Annotated in this window: 11 protein-coding genes; 3 read left to right on the top strand and 8 right to left on the bottom strand. The window is 63.6% G+C overall.

Translation table 11 applies throughout. The features are described 5' to 3' along the window. The first annotated feature begins 110 nt into the window (after window positions 1-110). The 3 genes from BLS75_RS04180 (at window position 111) to BLS75_RS04170 (ending at window position 13,969) form a co-directional block, all read left to right on the top strand. A complete protein-coding gene (locus tag BLS75_RS04180; RefSeq protein ID WP_072450347.1) occupies window positions 111-9,122 on the top strand; it encodes a TcdA/TcdB pore-forming domain-containing protein in 9,012 nt (3,003 codons plus the stop codon). A gap of 78 nt (window positions 9,123-9,200) precedes the next feature. Beyond that, window positions 9,201-10,670 carry a TolC family outer membrane protein gene (locus BLS75_RS04175; protein ID WP_072450346.1) on the top strand — a complete coding sequence of 490 codons (1,470 nt, stop codon included), beginning with the start codon at window positions 9,201-9,203 and terminating at the stop codon, window positions 10,668-10,670. Window positions 10,671-10,798: 128 nt separating this feature from the next. Beyond that, window positions 10,799-13,969 (top strand): ATP-binding protein, encoded by a 3,171-nt coding sequence (locus BLS75_RS04170; RefSeq protein WP_176876732.1) that lies wholly within the window; start codon window positions 10,799-10,801, stop codon window positions 13,967-13,969. Here the strand turns inward: BLS75_RS04170 and BLS75_RS04165 are convergent. The 8 genes from BLS75_RS04165 to BLS75_RS04130 form a co-directional block, all read right to left on the bottom strand. Beyond that, the gene (locus tag BLS75_RS04165; RefSeq protein WP_015635601.1) at window positions 13,966-14,883 is read right to left on the bottom strand and encodes a LysR family transcriptional regulator; all 918 of its coding nucleotides are present in this window, start codon (window positions 14,881-14,883) and stop codon (window positions 13,966-13,968) included. The genes BLS75_RS04170 and BLS75_RS04165 overlap by 4 nt on opposite strands. A 20-nt stretch (window positions 14,884-14,903) precedes the next feature. Continuing rightward, window positions 14,904-15,884 carry a response regulator gene (locus tag BLS75_RS04160; RefSeq protein ID WP_072450342.1) on the bottom strand — a complete coding sequence of 327 codons (981 nt, stop codon included), beginning with the start codon at window positions 15,882-15,884 and terminating at the stop codon, window positions 14,904-14,906. A 99-nt stretch (window positions 15,885-15,983) separates the two neighbouring features. Beyond that, window positions 15,984-17,234, bottom strand: a complete 1,251-nt coding sequence (locus tag BLS75_RS04155; protein ID WP_072450341.1) for a TIGR02270 family protein — start codon at window positions 17,232-17,234, stop codon at window positions 15,984-15,986. A gap of 24 nt (window positions 17,235-17,258) precedes the next feature. Further along, window positions 17,259-18,140: a hypothetical protein gene (locus tag BLS75_RS04150; protein ID WP_072450339.1), complete on the bottom strand. Its 882-nt coding sequence runs from the start codon at window positions 18,138-18,140 to the stop codon at window positions 17,259-17,261. Window positions 18,141-18,167: 27 nt separating this feature from the next. Further along, window positions 18,168-19,280 carry a PAAR-like domain-containing protein gene (locus tag BLS75_RS04145; protein WP_072450337.1) on the bottom strand — a complete coding sequence of 371 codons (1,113 nt, stop codon included), beginning with the start codon at window positions 19,278-19,280 and terminating at the stop codon, window positions 18,168-18,170. Next, a complete protein-coding gene (locus BLS75_RS04140) occupies window positions 19,280-20,320 on the bottom strand; it encodes a 3-oxoacyl-ACP synthase (protein WP_092214881.1) in 1,041 nt (346 codons plus the stop codon). The genes BLS75_RS04145 and BLS75_RS04140 overlap by 1 nt, the downstream gene beginning before the upstream one ends. Further along, the gene (locus BLS75_RS04135; RefSeq protein ID WP_072450335.1) at window positions 20,317-21,429 is read right to left on the bottom strand and encodes a DUF2169 family type VI secretion system accessory protein; all 1,113 of its coding nucleotides are present in this window, start codon (window positions 21,427-21,429) and stop codon (window positions 20,317-20,319) included. Before BLS75_RS04135 ends, BLS75_RS04140 begins: the two co-directional genes overlap by 4 nt. A 14-nt stretch (window positions 21,430-21,443) precedes the next feature. Further along, a complete protein-coding gene (locus BLS75_RS04130; RefSeq protein ID WP_019095552.1) occupies window positions 21,444-21,890 on the bottom strand; it encodes a DUF6484 domain-containing protein in 447 nt (148 codons plus the stop codon). Window positions 21,891-21,893: the final 3 nt, after the last annotated feature.

Here is a 21,893-nt window from a genome sequence, read left to right as displayed (position 1 = left end):
GCAGGAGGACTCGCCCACCCGTCATGTCTCCCCACCCCGCAGTTCCATACCCCTAGGCAGCCCTTCGCGAGACGCAGGGCTTGGCTCAAAACAGACAAAGGATCATTGCAATGGCTTTTATGTCCAAGGACTTCACGCGCCTGCTCAATTCCCTGATCGACCAACAGATCAAGACGGCAGGGCGGCAAACCGAATGGTTCAACATGAGCGCCGACGAGCGTGCCGCGTACATCGGCCAGGTCGGCGAGCGCCTGCTGGAAATGCAGCAGAGCACCCTGAGCGTGCTGGCCGCCCAGCATTACCAGATGCAGGACAACCCGGTCTCGGTGGGCGATCAGTTGCAGGTGCTGCAACAACGCCGCAAAGAAATGAAGGCCATCGCCGACACCCCGGCCACCATTGCCTACAAGCAGCAACTGGACCGTGACATCCTGTTGTACAGCCGTCAGGACACGGCGATCAGCCACTATGACAGCACCTGGAACAAGGCCCTGCGGCTGCTCAGTCCCGGTGGCGCCAAGGCCGAGGTCCTGCAAGCCGATGCGCCGGCCAAGCAGAAAGAGCTCAAGGGCCGGATCAACCGCCTGGAGAAGCACCTGAGCCTGCAGGTGGCCGACTCCACCTTCAGCCAGACCTACGTGACCCTGTTCTCCGAGCTGCAGGCCTACAAGGAGGTGAGTACCCGCTACAACGCCTGGCTCAAGGCCGCCCCGCAGCAGCAGGCCGCGAGCCTGGACGCACTGGCCAAGCCGCCCCGGGCCTCCGACGAGCTGCCGGTGAACCTTTCACTGCTGATGATGGAGGAGCGCCCGGGCTACATCCGCATGAACGTGGCGCTGGTCAATGCCAGCACCGATGGCCGCTTCAAGGACTTCTACCTGGAGCACGGCCGGCTGGTGGTGCCCACCGACGGCGTGCTGAATTTCTCCTTTGGCACCGCCGCCCGTTCCCTGGCCTGGCAGCAACAGTACCGGCTCAAGAGCGAGCCACCGTCCATGCGCTCGCCGACCTATGCACCGATTCGCTCGGTGCTGGTCAAGACCGGGTTCGTCGAGCAGTACTTCGCCAACCACCTGGTGTCGGAAAGCTCCCTGCGCGAAGGCTTCAAGGCCCAGGTGCTGAGCAACGGCCGCAAGCTGCTGTTGACCGGCGTCGATCGCAAAGTGCCCAACCAGGTCGGCATCCAGGTCTCGGGCCAGTCGCCCGGCACCAGCGTGACCCGCGAAGTGCCTCTGGCCGGCGCCTTGAGCGAACTGATCAACCAGAACGCGGACATCACCAGCTTCCAGACACTGGGCGTCGAAGACTATCGGCAGAACAGCTACCATCCGGACCGCGACGGCCTGTTCGTCAATATTCATGAGCTGGAGCGCTCGGTCGGCTTTGCCGAGCATCAGTACCTGCTGGAAATGCCCCAGGGTGACGCTTACCGTTCGGCGACACCTTTTGCCGTGATGACCGTCGAGGGCGACAAGGTCAGCAGCAGCCACCTGAGCAAGGCCCAGACCGAGGCTTTGTACCAATACAACGCGGCGTTTTTCGAGCGCCTGGAACAACTGCGCGGCGAGGGCTTCAAGGCCAGCCGGCTGTTCGAAGGCAGCAGCGAGCGCGCCACCTTCGTGCAACAGCTGACGCGCCTGCTCGAACGCAACCACATCACCCCGGCCGGGGTGCTGCTGGCGCAACACAGCCGCCCGAGCCTGCGGGATATCAAGGGCAACAACCTGAACAAGGTGCTGTGGGAACAGGCCTTCGCCGCGTCGGTCTGGCAAAGCCACGACAACGATGAGCTGCTGTTCGGCCTGGGGCAGAACCTGGTGAAGAACCAGGCGCTGAGCAAAGTCCTGCAAGGTGGTTATCTGCAGAGCGACATTGCCCAGGCCAAATTGCTGCTGGCACCGCTGTATGAACAGTGGCGTGCCCAGGCGATCGAGGTGGAAACACAGCGAGTGGCCAGCGCCAACGCCGGGCAGCATCCAGGCAACCCGAAGGTGCATGTTTTCGATCAGGTGGCGGTGGAGCGCGGCCTGGACAGCAAGTTGCTGAACCTGTTGTTGAGCGGCCCCCGGGGCCTGGCGCCGGCCGACGTCGCGTTGCGGCCGACGGTCGAGGCGCTGTTGTCCGGCGACCAGGGCCGCAGCCTGCGCAAGCAGGCGTTGTTCCATGCCCTGCGCCCCGTGGCCGACAGTTTTTCCAAGGCCGCGGTGCCGGTCAATGCCCATGCCGCGCTGACGCCAAAAACCGGCGCCGACAAGGTCATGATCAACAACCGGCTGAACCAGCCCGACCCCTACCTGATCCTCAATACCCACCCGGAGCAGGCCCGGACCGATGCCGCGCTGCTGATCCAGGACGACAAGTACCGCAGCTACAGCCAGTTCCGCCCCGATCCGAACAATGAAGCCACACGCTACATGAACGACCTGGACACCCCGTTCGTGGGGGGCATTTCCGGGACCACCCAGACCGTCAGCAATGCCTTGCCGGAACTGTTCGGTAGCGCGCCGAGCATCAAGCAGTACTGGCAGTTCCAGATGGCCAACGCGGCCTTCATGATCCGCAACGGCTACCACTCGTTCTTCGAAACCCTGTATGTCGCCGCCCGTTATGAACCCCAGGGGCCGGACAGCATCGGCAAGGACCTGCTGCAGACCTTCGACCGCTACCGTGCCGAAGGGCGCCGGGAGGCTTTGCATGGAGAGTTGTACGACGCCGTGATGGCCCGGGTCCTGCCCATCGTCAATCAAGGCCTGGCGCCGAGCGAGGAGTTCCATCCACCGCGCTTCACCGACCTGGGGCCGCTGCCCGCGCTGTTGGGGCAGGCCGCCAAGGACCGGCAACTCAAGACCGGGCTGGCATCGCTCGGAGCCGGCTTCGAACCGCGCCAGGGCAGCGCCGACATTCACCAGTTTGCCGCCGACCCGGTGCAGTTCGCCCAGACCCACACCCTCAGTGCCGAGGCCCTGGTCAAGGCGGGGCGCTTGCCGGCCCAGGGCAACGTGCAGTTGGTGGAAGTCGCGCCCAAGCTGTATGAGCTCGAATACACCGAGCACAGCGCCAACTCCGTGAGCGGGAGCCCGGACAGCGTGCCGGCGTATTTCCTCGGCTACAACGGGCCGAACCAGGCCAACGCCGCGCCGGCCTATGTGGACATTCCCAAGCAGGCGCGCGCGGGCAGCTTCCTCTTTACCGGCACCTTGTCGGGCTGCTCGCTGGTGGTGACCAGCCTGGACGCCACTACCTATCGGGTCTATCACGACGGTCGGGTCAACAGTTCGCTGCTGTACGACAACGTGGTGATGGCGGTCGACTACAAGGACTACCAAGTGGCCGGCACCGCCGAGGGCCTGGCTGCGGCGTACATGCAGGTCGTCGACGGCCAGTGGCAGTTGGTGTTCCAGCGCCAGGAGTACCAGCGCGAAGGGCAGATGGTCTGGCCGAAGTTGCGCGAGGGTGCAGAGCCTCTTTCCATCCAGACCGCCGACAGCCAGGTGCAGGAACGCAACCGGACCCAGTTCGCCGAGTACCGCGAACAGGTGCACCAGAACCTGAAGAAGGTGGCGACCCAGTTCGGCGTGGCCACCGAAGGGGTGGCCGATGGCGTCTACAGCGGCGGCGACTTTTCTCCCGAGCACCCGGCCATTGCCGCCTGGAATCGGCTGCGCGATGCGGTCCAGGCCAAGGTCAGCGCCGACATCGAACAGCTCGGCAACCAGCGTTATCAACTCCAGGAGCAGCGGCGCGGGGCCAGCGACAAGAGCTTGATCGACCAGCAGATCAAGCAGCTCAACCTCACCCAGGATTTCTACCGGGCGCAGTACGAACCGGTGTTGCGTGAGGCCGCTTCGGTGGAAAAGACCTGGCTCTGGCAGCAGATCCAGGCCAAGCAGGGTACTGCTGCGGTGGTGCGCACCGACGACACGGCGATCCAGGGCGGGGGCGATGAGCGCAGCACCAGCGTGGGCGAGCGCTACGCCATTGCCGAGGCCTATCAGCGCGGGGCCCGGGGCACGGCATTCAGTGACGGTGTGCGGGATTTTCGCGAGATCAAGATCCCCGGGCTGGACGACAAGAAGTCGGCCCTGGAGATGAAGCGCCTGTTTCTCGACGGCCAGCTCACGCCTGGGCAGCGTGGCGCCCTGAGTGCTCGCATCAGTGAAACCAGCCAGGCCGAATACATCGACAAGGTGCTGCGCCAGACCGCGACCCTCAGTGAAGACTTCCGGGGCGCCGGCAGTGTCTTCGGCCAGTTGGCGCCCCAGGACTTCTACCTGTCGCTGGTGGGGGACCGCTCCGGAGGCCGCTGCTACCCGCTGGTCAGGGCCATGGCCGTCGCCCTGGCCAGGGGCGGCGAGGCGGGGGTCAACAGCCTGGTGCAGAAGCTGTTCCTGGCCTCGGCCGATCCCCAGGCGGGCAGCTCGACCTTGCTCAAGAACAGCCTGATCCGGCTGCATTCCAATGTCGACGCGGTCCAGGCCTCCAAGGCGCTGGGGCAGTTCCAGTTGTCCGACGTGGTGGCCCGGCTGGCCAACGGCAGCAGCGACTCGATGTTTGCCCTCAACACCCAGAACCACTCGATGATGGTGGGCAGTACCCAGGGCCCCGAAGGCCGTCGCTACTACTTCTATGACCCGAACGTGGGGATCTTCGCTTTCGACTCCAGCAAGGGCTTGGCCAAGGCCATGGAGCAGCACCTGGTGCGCCGAAAACTGGCGGCGCACTACGGCTCGTTCGGCAGCCAGTCGCAGCCGGCCTTCAACCTGATCGAGATCGACACCCACAAGATGGCCGAGGTGCCGGTGGGCAGCGGGCTGAACGTTGCCGATCTGTCCCGTCCCGAGGAGTTGGCCGGTGTCATCGGCCAACGCCGCCAGGTGGAGCAGGCGGTGGGTGCCCAGCAGCGCGTCAGCCAGGACCTGCGCCTGGGCGCAGCGCTGACCACGTTCGACGCCGAGCAATGGGGGGCGCGCTTCGACGCCGCCAGCACCCGGCTGGCCCGGGAGCACCAGTTGAGCAGCCAGTGGATACCGATCATCGCCAACACCGAGCCACAGCCGGAGGGCGGCTATCGGGTGCAGTTCATCAACCGTGACCAGCCCGATCAGACCCGCTGGCTGAGCACCGACGATGGCACCTTTGTCGAATTCCGTCGTTTCGTCGATGAGCACATGAGCGTGCTCAACGAGCACTTCACCCTGGAACATGGGCAGATCCGGCCCCGCGGCGGTGTCGGCGAAGTGGCGCATGTGGACGGCCTGAACGCGGGCTTTGCGGTCCAGACGCTGATCCAGTGGTTTGCCGACAAGAACCGCAAGGATGCGGCCCAAGGCGTGGTTTCACCGGACCTGGCCACCGCCCTGAAGATCCATAGCTACCTGGGCCTGGCGCAGATTGGCCATGGCACCTTGCAAGATGTGGCCAAGGTCACCCAACTGGTGCAAACCGCGTTGCGCGGCGAAGCCCTGGCCGCCGAGTCCTCGCTCAAGGACTTTGCCTCGACCCTGGGGCACACGGTCAACGAGGGCGCAGGCGTGCTGTTTGGCGGGGCCATGGTCGGCCTGGATGCCTATGAGCTGGCCCATGCCGAGAACGATGTGCAGAAAGCCGTATTCGGCACCCAGCTGGCGTTCGATTCGGCGAGTTTTGTCAGTGGCGCGGCGGGTATCGGTGCCGGGCTGATCGGCGCTTCGACAACGGCGGCGGTGTTGGGCGGCGCGGGGGTGATCCTCGGTGGCCTGGCGGTAGGCTTCACGGCACTGGCCCAGGCCTTTGGCGCGGTGGCCGAAGATGCCAAGGCGGTGGGACGTTACTTCGACACCCTGGACAAGGCCTACCAAGGCAACGGCTACCGTTATGACGAGAAACAGCAGGTGCTGGTGCCCCTGGCCGGGGCTGTGGTCAAGCGCCTCGACCTGCGCTCGAACGAGGTAGGTTTCGACAGCCAGTACATTTACCGCACTCACCACGGCTCCACCGGTTCCGGGGCGATCAACTACTTCTTCTGGGTCGGGGACTTTCCGCGGATGATCCACGACCGCGCCCAGGCGATCGAAGTGCGCAGCGGCATTGGCCACGGCGCCAAGCCGCCCAGACTCGACCACGGCGACAGCAGGACGGTGATCCTGCCGGGCACGCCCAAGTCCTACATCAGCTACGAGTACATGATCCTGCCAGGAGCCACCACCCGGCATGACACGGGCTTCGATGTGATTCGCAAGCTCGAGCAGGACCGGCGCTTCGACTACGACTTCTACATCTTCCCGAGCGAGGAGACGATCCGGCGGATTCACCAGGAGTACGTCGAGACGCCGGTAGAAGTGCTGCTCGATGGGCACAACCGGCAATTGGTGGTGCCGCAGCTGCCCAAGGAGCTGTACGGCTACCTGCGCTACGACATTCAGGGCGCAGGCGGCGAATACCTGATCGGCCTCAACGAAGGCACCGAGGTCAGGCTCAGTAACCAGGCCGGTCGTCAGCCGTCACGCTGGATCATCGACAGCAGCCAGCTTGAGAGCGACAGCATCACCGTGGCGAAGGACCACCTGCTGGTGGGTGGGGTCAAGGTCAGGCTCGATCCGGCCCAGAGCGGGCAGGTGCTGCTGGTCAACGCCAAGGGCGAAGTACGGGCAGCCGATTTTGCCGGCCAGACCACCTACGTGGTGAAGGAAGACGCCAGCCAATGGCAGGTGTCCGGGCAGCGCATCGAACAGCACCTCAAGGAGCTGGCCCAGGCCCATCAGTTGCACGGCCAATACGTGGTGGTGGAGAACTACAAGCACGGTGAGCGCAATGTCGGTCGGGCGTACTACGACGTTGCCAAGGACCGCATGCTATTCACCGACACCGATGTGCAACAGGCGCGCAACGCCCAGTTGGGGGCGGTCATCGGCGAGCATGCCTACTTCGTCGATGCCGAGAACGCCGCCGCGTGGCGGGTCGATATTGCCAGCGGCAAGGTCGATGCGCAGTTCGCCCCTGCGTTCAACCAGAGCGCCGGCCAGATCAGCCGGTTCTGGCAAGAGGGCGATGCGGTGTATCTGGCCCGTCGTTATCAGCTCAAGGAGCGGGAAGCCGAACTGAGCTTCCGTATCCTTGGTGACCGCATGGAGCTGGTGGGGGTGGTCGGCGATGAGTCGTTGCTGCAACTGTCGGCAAGCAACAGCCAGCATGGCAAGGACGCCAAGACCCTGCTCAATACCCTGCTCAAGGGCTACGAGACTCAGGCCACCCAGCGCGACACCCCGGTGTACAGCCTGGGCGCGCCCGTGCTGGAGCCGACTGCGGCAGAGCTGATCACGGTGTTTGGCCTGGACAACGCCAAAGTCGCGCACCGCTACTGGGTTCGCAGCAGCGACGGCATCGTGATCAAGCCGAACCTGGCACCACCGGCCGGGCAGGCGCCGCGCGCCGATGCCCCGGGGCAGGTGCAAAGCGCCTGGCAGATTCCGGCCGACCTGGTGTTGGCGGGCAGCCAGGCGCAGCCCGGTGGCCAGGAAGTGTTTTATTTCTACAGCAAGGCGCAGCAGGTGCTGTTCCGCCAGGAAGGGCCGGGGCAGAAGGTGCTCGATGCCGGCCAGCCAAGCGCCTTGCGGCTGAGCACGCCGCCCCTGGCCAATGTGCTCAATCTCAATGGCCATCTGCTGGCCGTGACCAACGACGGGCGCATGGCCCGGATCGAGGCGACGGGACGGCTGAGCTATGAGGCGGTCAACGAGCATTGGCTCAAGGCCCACAGTAACTGGTGGAAAAACCTCGCCGAGGTCGCCGGCAGCAATGCCACCCTGGCGGTATTCGGGGTCAAGGCCGCCGACGGCAAGAGTGCGCTGCCGGTGTGGTACCACAACGGTCAGGTGGTGGTGGCATCGTCCGCGCTGCAAGGCAAGCCGCTGCAGTTTCTCGGCTTCGACAGTGCCAGCGCCAGTGCCCGGCTGTTCGAGCCCGAGAGCGGCAAGCTCTATCTGCAGCCGCCGCTGACAGCGCAAGCACTGGCCACCGCGTTTGGCAACGACGAGGTGCTTGAGGCCTCGGCGCAATTGCCGGCCGCCATTGACTGGATGCCCAAGCAGCCGCTGCGTTCGGCAGTCCAGGTCGATGCCGGGTTGCGCCTGACCACGGTGCAAGGCGAAGTGCTGCTGCGCAGCAACAACGGCGATGTGCAACTGGTGGCCGTGGACAAAGGCTGGCAGCAGGCACATCTGGGCAATCTGCCCCAGGCCCTGGCAACCGTGGCTGGCCAGTGGCGCGCCAAAGGCGTGTTGAGCTTGCAGGACGGCGACACCCGCGGCTGGTTCGATATTGCCAGTGGGCAGATGTTCGCCAGCAACGGCATCCCGGGTGGCAGCGACTTGCGCTTTATCGGCGTCGCTGCCGGGACGCCGAACTCGGCCTATGTCTACAGCCCGACGGCGCAGGCGCTGTATCAGGTTAAGGACGGCAAGGCGCTGCAGCTGGGCCATTACGCAAATGTCGAGCGCATCGGCTCCTCGCTGCTGCTTCAGGGAGCCAGCGGCAATGCTCCTCAGGATGACCTGGCGCCGCCGTTGATTGCCGGGGTCGACAGCGTGGTGCTGCACGGCGGCGCCGGGGATGACACCTATCGTTTCAGCCCGGCGATGTGGGCGCATTACCGCTCGGTGGTCATCGACAACGATGATCCGGGCCTGGCCCTGGATCGGGTGATCCTGCCGGTTGCCGATGGCAAGAACATCCTCGTCAGCCGTCGGGGCGAGGACGTGCAGCTGACCGACACGGGCAATGGCACGGCCCTGGTGCTGCGCCAGGTGCTGGGCAGCCAGGCGGCCGCCCATGGGCATTTGCTGATCGAGCTCAAAGGCGACTCGTCGATGCTCAGCGTCGAGCAACTGCTCAAGGGCTTTGGTCCGAGCGGATCGGCCGGGGACCGCGTGTTCGAACTGGCCTGGAGCCAGCGCGAGACGCTGCCGGCGGCGAACGCTCTGAGCTCGGCGGCGGATGTGCCGGACTCGGCGGCGGATGGTCGGGGCCCCAGCCTGGCAAAACTCAGCGGGGCCATGGCGGCCTTCGCTGACACTGGCGGTGCTCGCGAACAACTGCCGAAAAACCATCAGGCCGCGCAGGCGGTGCTGGTGCCTTCACTGACCTGACCTCGCAGGAGAAACACAGGAGGGGCGCAAAGCCCCTCCTGTCTGCGGCGCCCTCTTTTCCCGGTGTTAGATCCAACCATGAGCAAACCCATGAATTCGCGGCAGCGAGCCCTTGCCGGCTGGCTGCTTGTCGTCCCACTGCTGGTGGCGCCCCTGGCGCAGGCGGCCTCACAGCACCTGCAACACCTGTCACAACCCCGACCCGAGGCACTGCCCAGCGACCTGTGGCGGGTGTACCTGGATGCCCGGCAGAACAACAGCGAGCTGGCGGCGGCCCAGGCCGATCAGGCGGCCCGTGCCGAGGCAGTGCCCCAGGCCCGGGCCGGTCTGCTGCCCACGCTGTCCGCCAGTGCCGATCTCAATGCCACCAGCACCTCCCTGCAGCAGCCGCGGCAGGACACCCGGCGCAGTGGCACCAGTTATCAGGCGGTGCTGAACCAGCCGATATTCCGCGCCGATCGCTGGTTCACCCTCAAGGCCGCGCAAGCTGAAGACCAGCAGGCCCAGCTGGAGCTGGCCGCCGCCGAACAGAAACTCATGTTCGACAGCGCCCAGGCCTACTTCGGCCTGCTCAAGGCCCAGGACGCCCTGGCGGCGGCCAAGGCCGAAGAAGCGGCGCTCAAGCGCCAGCAGCAACTGGCCGAACGGGGCTTGCAGCTGGGCCTGTCGGACCGCACCGATGTGCTGCAGGCCCAGGCCGGGCATGACACGGCGCGGGCCAACCGCATCGTGGCGCAGAAGCAGACCGACGATGCCTTCGAAGCCCTGGACACCCTGACGCATCAGCAGTACCAGGCAGTCCAGGGGTTGCGCCACGACATGCCGGTGCTGTTGCCCGAACCCAACGACGCCCGGCGCTGGGTGGACACGGCGGTGCGCCAGAACCTGACCCTGCAGGCCAGCCAGTTTGCCCTGGAGGCGACGCAGCAGACCCTGAGCGCGCGCAAGGCCGGGCACGCGCCGACCCTGGACGCGGTGCTGCGCTACCAGACCGGGGACAACGACGCCCTGGGCTACGGCAACAGCGATATCCGTGGCAATGGCTACGGTGGCAATGTCGAGCAGCGCACCGTCGGTCTGCAGTTGAACATTCCGCTGTTCAGTGGCGGCCAGACCCGCTCCCAGGTGCGCGAAGCCCACCAGCGGATGAACCAGCGCGAGTACCTCAACGACGGCTTGCGGCGTCAAGTCGTGGAGCAGACCCGCAACCTGCATCGCGGTCTCAACAGCGGTGTCGATCAGGTGCAGGCGCGGCGCCAGTCGATCATCTCCAACCAGGGCGCCGTGCTGGCCTCGCAGATGGGCTTTCAGGTCGGAACCCGCAATATCGTCGATGTGCTGGAGGCGCAGCGTCAGCTCTATAACGCCGTGCGCCAGTACAACAACAGCCGCTATGACTACATTCTCGACACCCTGCGGCTCAAGCAGGCGGTGGGGACATTGTCGCCCCAGGACCTCAAGGCGCTTTGTGATTACCTCAAGGCCGACTACGATCCGGACCGCGATTTTCTGCCGCCGGAGTTTCCACGCCGGCTGGCAAAACGCTGACAGGGCCAGGCAATGCCTCGGACAAGGGTTGGCGGGCACCGATTTTTTTCAGGTAAAGGGGGACAGGGTTGTACGGGTTATTGGACTTCTTCGACAGTCACAGGCGCTGCTGTTATGCCCTGGGCGTGATGATCGCGGGCGGCGCCGCAGGGGCGCTGGGCAACTACTACCGTGTGCAGGTCGAAGACGTCTACCGGGCCAGCATCCAGATGCAGACCCGGGAGCAGGCCCAGGACCTGGAACAATGGAAATCCAACGGTTTTGCCATTGGCGCACTGTCGATCCTCGGGCGTCACAACCCCTCGCTCAAACGCATTGTCCTGGAGCCCGAACCCTCTGCGGACCTGATGGAGCGGGCCACCATTCCCCTCAAGACCCTGTCCCTGGTGGTGGAAGCCAACCATGCGTTTGTTCTCAACCGGGAAGGGGTGGTGGTAGCGGCCCATGACCAGCACGGGCAGACGCCCCTGGGGCTGAACGTGGCCTTCCGCCCCTACTTCAAGGTGGCTCTCGATGGCGGCAGCAGTGTCTACGGCGCCATCAGCGCCACCACCGGCACTCGCATGTTCTACATGGCGGTACCGATCTTCGAGTCGCGTACGCGTCAGGACAAGGTGATCGGGGTGCTGGTGGCGCGTTTTGATGCCGATAGGCTCGATGCCAGCCTGAGCAAGCCGTACAGCGACGATCTGAAGATGATCCTGTCCCCCAGCGGCGTGGTGCTGGCCGCCAGTTCCCCGGCCTTTATCCTCAAGTCCGACCGCGCCTGGCCCTGGAACCGGTTCACGGGGGAGATCCGCCGCCAGTTCAGCGACTATCGGTTTGCCAACGGGGTGCCCGAACGCTTGCCCTTCGATGCCCATCAGTCGGTGATCCAGCTGGACGGCCGGCGCTATAGCCTGTCCCGGGTGGATTTCGACTGGAATGACCCGAGCGGTCCCTGGACCCTGATCACCCTGGGCGACCTGGATACGCTGTTGCCGGGGGAACAGGTGCTGCTGATCGAGGGGCTGAGTGCCCTGGTGTTCTTGCTGTTGCTGTGGGGCGGCCTGCGGCGCCTGGCCGATGCCCGGCGGCACAAGCGCGACGTGGCGCAGATCGAGCAGAGCGAACAGCGCCTGGACATGGCCCTGCAAAGCGGGGCCCTGGGCCTGTGGGACTGGAACCTCAGCCTGGGGACGGTCATCAACAACGATGTCTGGCTGCAGATTCTTGGCTACAGCAAACAGCAGATGGAACAGGCTTTCGGCCATGGCCTGGAGCGCTGGACCGCTCTGGTGCATCCGGACGACTACGAGCCGGTCATGGCCCGGCTCAAGGCGCACCTGAACGATGAAGTCGGCGAATACCGCGCTGAGTACCGCATGCGCAACAAAGAGGGGCAATGGCTGTGGGTGCTGGACATCGGCAAGATCATGCAGCGCGACGCCAGTGGAGCGCCGACGCGGGTCACCGGGGTGCTGCAAGACATCAGCGAGCGCAAGGCGGTGGAAGCGCAAATCCAACAGTCACGACAGGATGCCGAGCGGGCGACCCAGGCCAAGTCGGAGTTTCTCGACTGCATGTCCCATGAGATCCGCACGCCGCTGAACGCGATCATCGGCATGGCCCACCTGGCACTGGACCTGCCGCTGGAGCCGGTGCAGCGCGACTACATCGAAAAGATCGACCGTGCGGCCAAACACCTGGTGGGCACCATCAACGGCGTGCTCGACCTGTCGAAGATCGAAGCCGGCAAGCTGAGCATGGAGCAAGTGGGCTTCGACCTGCGGGAACTGGTGGACGATGTGTTGCTGCTGGTCCGCCAGCGCGCGGAAGAAAAGGCGCTGCGGCTGCAACTGGATATTCCGGCTTCACTGCCGCGCCGTTATGTGGGTGATCCGCTGCGTCTGGCCCAGGTGCTGACCAACCTGGTGGACAACGCGATCAAGTTCACCGAGGCCGGCCATGTCTGTATCGGTGTGTGCCTGGTGCGCCAGTGGGATCATCAGGCGCTGCTGTGCTTCAGCGTCACCGACACCGGGGTGGGCATCAGCGACGAGCAGCAGGCACGCTTGTTCAATGTCTTTGTCCAGGCCGACCGGTCCATCAGCCGGCGTTATGGCGGCAGCGGCCTGGGGCTGACCATCTCGAAGAAAATCGTGCAACTGATGCAAGGTGATATCTGGGTGAAAAGCCAGCCAGGGCGGGGCGCAACATTCAAGTTCAGCGTGCAGTTGAGCCTGTCGCCGTTACCACTTGAGGAAAACTGCACCACGCCAGCCACTGGTGCCGCAGCGGGGCAGGGCGCGATCAATGACCCGGTACGCTGGCTGGCGGGGACGCGGGTGCTGGTGGTCGAGGACAACGGGCTCAACCAGGAAGTGTTGCAGGGCCTGCTGCAGCGCGTGGGGGTCCAGGTGGTGCTGGCGGCGAACGGTGCGCAGGCCCTGCGTCTGTTGCTTGAGGAGGGGCGCTTTGACGCTGTGCTGATGGATTGTCAGATGCCGGTCATGGACGGCTTCGCCACGACCCGCAAGATTCGCGGGTATCCGCACCTGCGGTGGCTGCCGATCATTGCCGTGACCGCCAGTAGCCAGGCCGATGTGCAGGGCAGGGCGGTGGCGGCTGGCATGAGCGATCTGCTGAGCAAGCCCCTGGAGGTCGCGGCGTTCTATCGGACCCTGGTGCGCTGGATCAAAGCGACAGACATGCCAGTAGCGCAAGTTCCGCCGCCTCCGGGTACAAGGGTCTTGAACTCGACTTATGCAGGCATCGACACCGCGCGCGGGCTGGCGGTGGTGAACCAGGACCTGGCCCTGCACCGCAAACTCCTGGCCGACTTTCGTGACAGCCAGCAGCAGGTCATCGAACGCTTGTGGCAAGCCCATGCCGCAGGGGACCTAGCCGCCCTCGGCTTTCTGGCCCACAGCCTGCAGGGCAACGCCGGGAACATCGGTGCCACGGCGGTCAAAGAGGCCGCTGGACAACTGGAGGAACAGGCGGGCGGGCCGGCAGCGCTGGGGCCGCTGATCGAGCAGCTGGCGCGTTGCCTGGAACCGGTGCTGGCCGGCCTGGCGTCCCTGCCAGGGGCAGCCGACGGGGATCTGGCACCGCAGCAGCTGGGGCTGGACCCTGAGCAGGTGTTGGCACTGGAGCGCTTGGCCAAGCTGCTGCGCAGCCATAATGCCCAGGCCCTGGCGCTGATCGATGAACTGTACGAGCAATACCCCTGTGACCCTCTGCGGGCCATTCAAGAGCGGATCTACCGATTGGAGTTCCAGCAGGCCCATGACCTGCTTGTCGACTTCCAGGGCTAGCGGGTGTCCTGGGTCAGGGCCTGATAGCGGGCCATGCGGTCGGTGCAGTGCTCGACCAGGCATTGATGCAAGGCGCGCAACGACGAAGTGATCTGCGAGCGGTGCGAGACCACCAGATTCAGCGGTGCCGCGTCGGACTGCCAACCGGGCAGCAACGGCAGCAGGCGACCGGCGAGCAGGTCCTCCACGACATTGAGCAGCGGCAGGTTGACCACGCCATGGCCAGCCACGGCCCAGCGCCGTGCGGCATCGCCATCATCACAGCAAAAATGCCCTTGCACCGGCACGTCCTCGACCTTGCCGGCCCCATGGAAACGCCAGCGGCTCTCCGGGCGGCCAATGCTGTGGCAGATGATGCATTCGTGCTCGCTCAGCTGTTCCGGCGACTCGGGCTGGCCATGCTCGGCCAGGTAATCGGGCGCGGCGCAGGCGATGAAGTAATGCTGCTTGAGCACCGGTAGCTCGACCAGATCCAGGGCCAGGTTCTTGCCGTAGCGCAACGCGGCATCGAAGCGGCCCTTGAGCAGGTCCTCTTCCTTGTCGCTCAGCGCCAGCTTGATGTACATGCGCGGCCGTTCCTGCTTGAGCCGGGCGAGCATGTCCAGCAGCAGGTTGCGGCCCAGGTCGGAAGACACCGTGAGTTCCAGCATGCCGTCATCGTGGCGCAACGAGCGCTTGCCGTTGGCCAGGATCTTCAAGGCGTGCTGGGCACTTTCCAGGTAGCGTGCGCCTTCGGGGGTGAGCTTCATGGTGCGGGTGGAGCGGGTGAACAGCCGCACGCCGAGGCGGTTTTCCAGGCGCTTGAGCCCCAGGCTGGCGGCAGCCGGGGTGATCGACATGACGCGAGCGGCGGGGGACAGGCCCTGCAGCTCGGCGATCAGAATGAACAGCTCCAGATCTGCGAAGTTAGGCATTGGCCAGGCTCACCATCCATTCACCGGCCGAAAAAGCTCTGTGACGAACTCAGCAAGGCCGCCGACAGCGGCTCCGGGTCGCCGGCGATGCACTGCTCGAACCCGGGCTGGCGGTACATCTGGCCCATGGCTTGCGCATGCCGACTGTGGAGGTCCTCGGTGCTGGCCTGGAGCAGGCTCAGGTGGTAGTTCAGTGCCAGGGCGAACAGACGGGCCGACAGGGACAACCGCTCGCAGGTGTGCAGCTCGCCAGGGCCCTTGAGCAAGGCATCGGCGTGGGTGATTTTCCAGGCAAGGTTGAGGATCGGGTCTTCCGGCTCGGCGTGGGCGAGAATCTCTTCAATCAGCAGCCTGCTGTGACCCAGGGCCTGATCGATACGGCTGCCCGGCTGATTGAGGCCCATCAGCGCCAGGCAGGCAGCGCTGCGCAAGGCCGCGGGGTCGCGCCGGCTCGGGCTGCTGCGCAGCAGAATCGACAGGGTATCGAGCAGGGCCTGGAGGCGAATCTGCGGATTGCCGGCCAGTTGCAGGGTCAATGCACTGACAAAACCGTCGCGCATGTCGCTGCCGGCGCAAGGTCCGGCCACTGCTTGCAGGTCATGCAGGGGTTTGTTGCGGTAGCCCAGTTGCGTTGCCACCCGGGCCAGTACCACAGGGGGCGAAATCGGCTTGGCGATGTAATCGGCGGCGCCCAGCAGCAGCCCCAGGCGTTCGTCCTCGACGCTGTTGCGCGAGGTCAGGAAAATCACCGGAATGGCTGCAGTCGCCGGGTGACTCTTGAGCTCGCTGAGCACCTGGAAGCCATCCATCTCCGGCATCAGGATGTCGAGAATGATCAGATCGGGGCTGGCACTGCGAGCCAGGGCCAGGCCACGTTCGCTGTTCTTTGCCAGCAGCACTTCATATTCGGCGGTCAGGGTTTTCGACAGCACGATCAACGATTGCGGATCATCGTCGATGGCCAGGAGCGTATAGGGCTTGGGAACATGCTCTGCGGGCATGACGAGGGGGCCTGAACAAAATAGGCCGGCAGTCTAGCGTATTTGGTTTATGGGCACCTAGCGTCCAGCTGCCGCAGTCGAAGAGAATGAATCGCCTGCTCATCCTCCGGACAACAACCGTTTTTGCCGCCAGGCCGGTGCGCTGGTGGGAAAAAGCACTTCGGTCGGCCGGAAGCGGGCGATGCCGTAGGCGGCGGCAATACGCTGGCGTTGCTGGCCCCGGACAAGCGCTTGCTGAAAACTGCTTTCGCGCTGCGCCAACCCCAGCACATAGCCCACGCCCGCCTGGAAATCACCTCCATGGGCCTGCCACCAGGCTGCGATCAACTGCGGGTCGGGCCAGGGTAGATTCTCATCGGGGTCCATGGCGACATTGGCATCCTCAGGGTCGTCGTTCGGGCCTGCATCGAAATCCGGCAGGTCCTGCAATTCCAGATCGAGTAACGCCAGGTCTGCCCCAGTAATCTGGCTGAAGGCCTCGCCGGCGACGCGGGCATGAGGCAGGTCGCTCATCTGCTGGATCAGCCAGGGCACGCTGACCGGGTCGCCCAGCAGCCCAACGGCCTGGATGCCGACGCGCTGTTGCTCGGGGTTCTGTATCAACTGGCGTATCCAGGCGATGCTGTGCTCACGCCTTTGCCAGGCCAGCAGTACACAGAGCGCGCGGTACTGGAACTGGCCCGGTTGCTCGGCGAACTGCCGCAGCGGCTCCAGCGCCTCCTCGTCGCCCATCTGCGCGGTGGCCCAATTGGCCCAAAAGCGCGTGGCGGTGTCCTGGTGTTGCCGGTGGCTGCGAATGGTCGGCATCAGGTCTCGACGGCGCAGCTCGCCGGCAGTGCGGGCGGCACGTGCCAGGACGCTTGGGTCGGCGTGGGACAGTCCGGTAAGCAGGGCAGCGCCGGGGTCGTGGCGGTGCATGCCACAGGCGGCCAGGCCGAGGCGCAGAAACAGGGGGTCGGGGGAGGCGAGCAGGCGATCGATCCAGGGCGATACCCACTTCCAGTCGAGCCAACCCAAGGCCATCAGGTAGCCGCTCTCCGTTTCTACGGCACTTCGCAAATGCTCGCTGAGCCGTGACAACACCTGTGCGTTACCCGCCTCGAAGGCCAGCACCACACTGGCGAACAGCTCGCCAATGGCGTGTGGCCCAAGTTGAGCCAACAGGGTTTCCAGGCCGCAGGTGCCGGCGACGCGAAGGCCGTCAAGGTGGGCGTCGATGCGCTCGTCGAGTTGGCTGAGGTGGTCGAAGTCGTAGTGCGGTGCGCCCAGGGCATAGTCACGCAGGACGGCGAGGAAGCTGGCTTCTTCGACATGTTGATCCAGAATCAGCGGAATCAAGTTCGAGTACATTTCAAAGTCTTGAGAAATAGTGAGTTAAGCAAGTTTCCTCCAGCTCTGCCCGTCATGTACCAAGATATCCTTTTGGCCAACAGACCAAAGCGCCCCGTTTTTAGCGGAAAGACAGTAGCAAGTATTGGGCTTTGGCATATTCCAGTTGACTGGCCGCAAAGAACTTTCATCGAGAACGTATACTTCGAACAAGGTGGCTAAATAGATTTTTCCTTGGTGTTCAGCAATGCTCCAGAAATCATCGGTGAACTCTTCGAGATCGATAATTTCCCATGTGTCTGCTCTGCCACGCAACAAAGTGCCTTGGCGGCCACATACATAACAATAACCATCAGAGGCGCATATCAATGCAGTTATTTTAAAGTTGGTTGGACTGTCGACTTGCCGCCAGTTGCCTTGCTCTCGCAGCCATATTTCTCCCTTCCAGCCGGCGGCATAGATTTCATCATTGGAGAAACCGCCCAGTGCTTCGAAGCCAAAAACACTGTCTTTACTCGTAGGCTTTGGGGCATGGATAGGCTGCCAGGCAGAAGATCCATGGCGTACATACACTTCTCGGGACACTCCGCACAAGTAGGTATATTCGCCTATCGAGCTTATCCCTCTGAGCATTAGCGGTGGCGGATCCATTTGCGACAAGCTGAGGGTCGAGCCGAGATAGCCTTCCCCGATTTCACCCTCTTCGGATATTGCCAGCATCTGTTGTGACCGGTCGGTGGTCATTGCAACGGTATCCCAAGTCGCCTCGCCAGCTTCTCGCCACTTTCCAGAGTTGTACTCCAGGAAAATAGTGTGCGAAACGTCTTGGGCTTCTAGTCCGATTTCCCGAAAAGCGAAAAAAGATTTTTGTGCGTCTACGGCGGCAACATAAGCGTAGTAATAATCTTCCAGCCATTCGTCAGCCATATGAATATCCGTTTATTGGGTGGTGGCTCAAGGGGAGGGTCTTCTCGCAGTACGGTTCAATACCGCTGGCTTACTTCTTCCGCTTGGTGAATGTTTTACTTTAGGGGGCTGCGTATTTGGCGGTAGCATTTTTTTATGCCCGTCGGCCAACTGTGCCGTGAGGCAGCGTTCGCTACAGTTTGACTCGGGAAACGCGCCACGAGTACTTTGGGCCGCCATGGAGGCCTCTTTACTGAATTCGCGCATATCGCCTTTCTTGACCCCAGCGATAACCCCCAGAGCTTTATGCTCGCTGTGTCGGACACCATGACTCCCATGAGTGTTCCCCCAGCCCTCAACGCACATACAAGGCGCTGTATCTTTCGAATACTCTTCCCAGCCGGGCTGGCGCTTGTTGTTACTGAACGCTCCTACAGAAAATGAGCTTTTCGGTATGACATGGTCAGGTGTTTGTGCTGGACAGCATCCGGCTATACCTGCTTCGTCCTTAGGGCGGTACGGCACTAACTGACAGCGGCGAGCCGACAAGCATTTGTTTGCTTTGGCTCTTGTCGCTGTTTTGCTGGCCCAAGCGCTTTCATTGACCATTGCACCGCTCAGCTCGGCCTCTTTACAAACATTCTTTTCACCGTACGGTTTGTATTCCTGGCAGGATTTTCTTTCTCTTTTTTTCTCCCTTTTGCATTTTCCCTGGGTGCTCGGCGACATCTTGGAAAGGTGAGGCCAGGGAGGGGTATTACCTGGCTGTGAAGCATGGTTATGCGTCGTCATGTCAAGGTGCCGTACTACGTTTTGACCTTCGAACTTCACATTCATCGACCAGGAAGTGAAGTACACCTTCCCCTTGATCTTGCTAGTGATGACCCCCTTCTTGGGCGCATTCCCAGCCTCATCCCCATAACTTGTCTTGAAGTAACTCTTGTCCTTGAGCATCACCTCTTTGCGGGTGATCTTGACCGTTCGTGTGCCCCGGGTGGTGTCCTTGGACATACCCGTATTGGGGTAGGGAATGGGTACCCCTATCGGTGTCGGCGGAGCCACGGGCGGGGTGAAGCAGACATCCGGAAAGCAGGCGACGGACTTGCCATCGGCCGCCTTGCAGGAAATCTCCATATTGTTGGCATACACCTCGTTGGCCATCAGGCAGCCCTCACGGTCTGGTAGCTGAGCAGGGCGGCGGCGCGTTGGCCGGCGTCGTTGCCGAGGTGGCAGAGGATATTCGGGCCGTCACCGTAGCCCTTGCGGCTGGCGGCCAGGGCCACGGCCAGCATCGTCGGGCCAATGGCGGCGCCGACTTCGCCAATGCAGTCGGCCGGGTGCCAGAGGTGGAAGAACTCCTTGCGCACCCGCAGGGTACGGCTCAGGGCCAGGGAGGCTTCCTTGAAGTAGTACTGCTCGCCGGAGATGTCGGTGAGCCGATAATCCATTTGCTCCAACCCACAGCCAACCTCGCTCAGGGCAGCGCGTACGGCTTGAGTCAGACCTTCAGCACGCAGGGGAGTACCTTCGGCCTCCACGGTGGCCTTCTCCACGCCGAACCCCAGGCCGAGGCAGGCCAATTGCGGCTCTTCGCTGGCAACGGGGGCGGCCAGCACCACGGCGGCGGCGCCTTCGCCGGGGATAAATCCGTTGGAGTTCTGGCTAGTGAGCAGGCGCTCGCGTGCTTCGAAAGCGGCCAGCGTCGGTCCATTCAAGAAGGAGTCGACGCCGGCAATCAGCACGTGGCGATGGCCGCCCTGGTAGATCAGCGTACGCGCATCAAGCAGGGCCACGGCAGCGCTGACCCGTCCATAGGCGATGACGTTGGAACTGGGATGAAAGCGCAGGCCCAGTTCGGCTTCGATGGCGTGCAGCAGCCCCTTATCGAGGCCGTCGAGGCGGCCGGGGCGCTCGACTTCCGCCACCCCCAGCAGCAGCGGGGTCTTTTCCGGGTCGACGTTAGGGGTGCTTTGCAGCGCCTCGGCGATGGCGCAGGCGGCCATCTTGATCAGCTTGCTGCGCCCACGCCAGGGCTGTTCCAGAGGCACGCTGGCAGCGATCAGCCATTCGCCGCCGCAGTCGATGAAGCGGGTTTCCTGGAAGTTATCGATAGCGCAGCGAATCGCCGCGCAGCTCGCGGGTGCGCTGAGGCCAACGGCGCTGACCATGCCGGAACCGATGATGCAAAGTGCAGTCATCAGTCTGTCTCCTCGGGGGCGTGCCTGGCTTTTACCAGGGAGGAGAGCGACGGGTAGTAATCCTTGCCCAGTTCGCGGGCGCGCCACCAGCCTGTGGACATAGTGCCGACCAGCACCTGAGCGATCTCGAACATGTTGTGTCGTAGTGCACGAGAGACACGCCAGGTCAGTTGCACCTGGAGCGCGTCTGTGTCGATCAGCAGGGTATCGATCACCGCCTGCACAGTCTCGTGACCGCCTTTTTTCAGAAAGAAGGTCACCGGCACGTCCATTTCGGGGATGCGAAAGCCCGCGCGCTCCTGGCGTGTGAGGTTGAGCAGCAACACATCCTCGCCGCCACGCAGGTAAGGAATCTGCTGATCGTCAGGGGCCGCCTGAAAGTAGCGACGGTCGAAATCTCCCGGCAGAAACGGAAAGCGGTCGGCCAGCCAGGCATCGTCGTAAGTGCCAGCGAAGCGAGCACGTTGCGGCCAGCTGCGGCCGATGGGGCCAAGGGCCATAGGACGGAAGTCGCCAGAGGGACTGTCGATCGCCTTGCCCAATTCCTCGGTGCTCGGCATCGGCATGCCGACGATGGCAGCACTACCCATGCGGCTTGGAAACCAGCCACAACCGGTCGGATTGTCCAGGTAGCTGTAACGCAATTCGGAGTCTTCCGCCATCGGATGGCTGCCGCCAAAGGCCTGGGCATAAGAGATGTCCTGCTCGATGAAGGGCTGCGGCAAGCCGGGAGAAACGCCCAGTAGCCCCAATTGCCATTGTCGGGGGCCGAGGACGGAAAAGGCCTTGCTCATCTGACCGACGCGAATGCCCGCAGCCATCTGGCTCACGGGTCGCCCGCCTGGGGCATAGGCCTTGCCGCGCACCAGCACATCGCAGAACGGCTTGACCGGTGCGAAGTCCATTTCCTGCAGGGGGGCGCTGAGACCGGGTTCGCCGAGGAAGGTATCGGCCATCAGCAGCGGTTGCTGGGTCTCGGCCAGGGTCGCCGCGCGGCCGTCCAGCGGCAGATTAAACGTGCCTTTGGCCACCACCACCAGGGATTCGCGGCCATCGGGCTCCATGCCCTGGGTATAGGCAGCAAGCAGTTTGCTGGCGTTGAGCAATTCCATAGGCGACTACCTGTCTAGTTGATCTGCACCGAACCACCCTTGATGCGGTTGACCCCGCTGGAGCGACTGGACAGGTAGGCGCCCTGGATGATCACTTTGCCCGCGCGGGTCAGGGTGATGCTGGCCTTGCCGCAACGCAGCACGATCTCGCGTTCGGCGCGCAGTTCCAGGCGCTGGTCGTCCAGTTGCACGCTGGCAACCGGTTCGGGTGCCATGGCCTGGCTCAGCAGGCGGCCGATCACAAGCGGGCGGGAAGGGTCGCCATCTTCGAACATCAGCGCCACTTGGCTGCCGATGTCTTCTGGGGAGAGCAGGGTGGTGCTGCGGGCGGCGATGCTCTGTTGCTCGGGGCAGCCGGGGTAGGTCACCCAGGGCGCACTGGCCTGTGGCAGGTCGAGCAGTACACCGACGACTACGCCATCGATACGGGCCTGCGTGGGCAGTGAGTATTGAACCGTCATACG

The sequence above is a fragment of the Pseudomonas sp. NFPP12 genome (assembly GCF_900103205.1).
Taxonomy (GTDB): domain Bacteria; phylum Pseudomonadota; class Gammaproteobacteria; order Pseudomonadales; family Pseudomonadaceae; genus Aquipseudomonas; species Aquipseudomonas protegens.
This window is presented reverse-complemented; position numbering and strand designations above follow the sequence as displayed.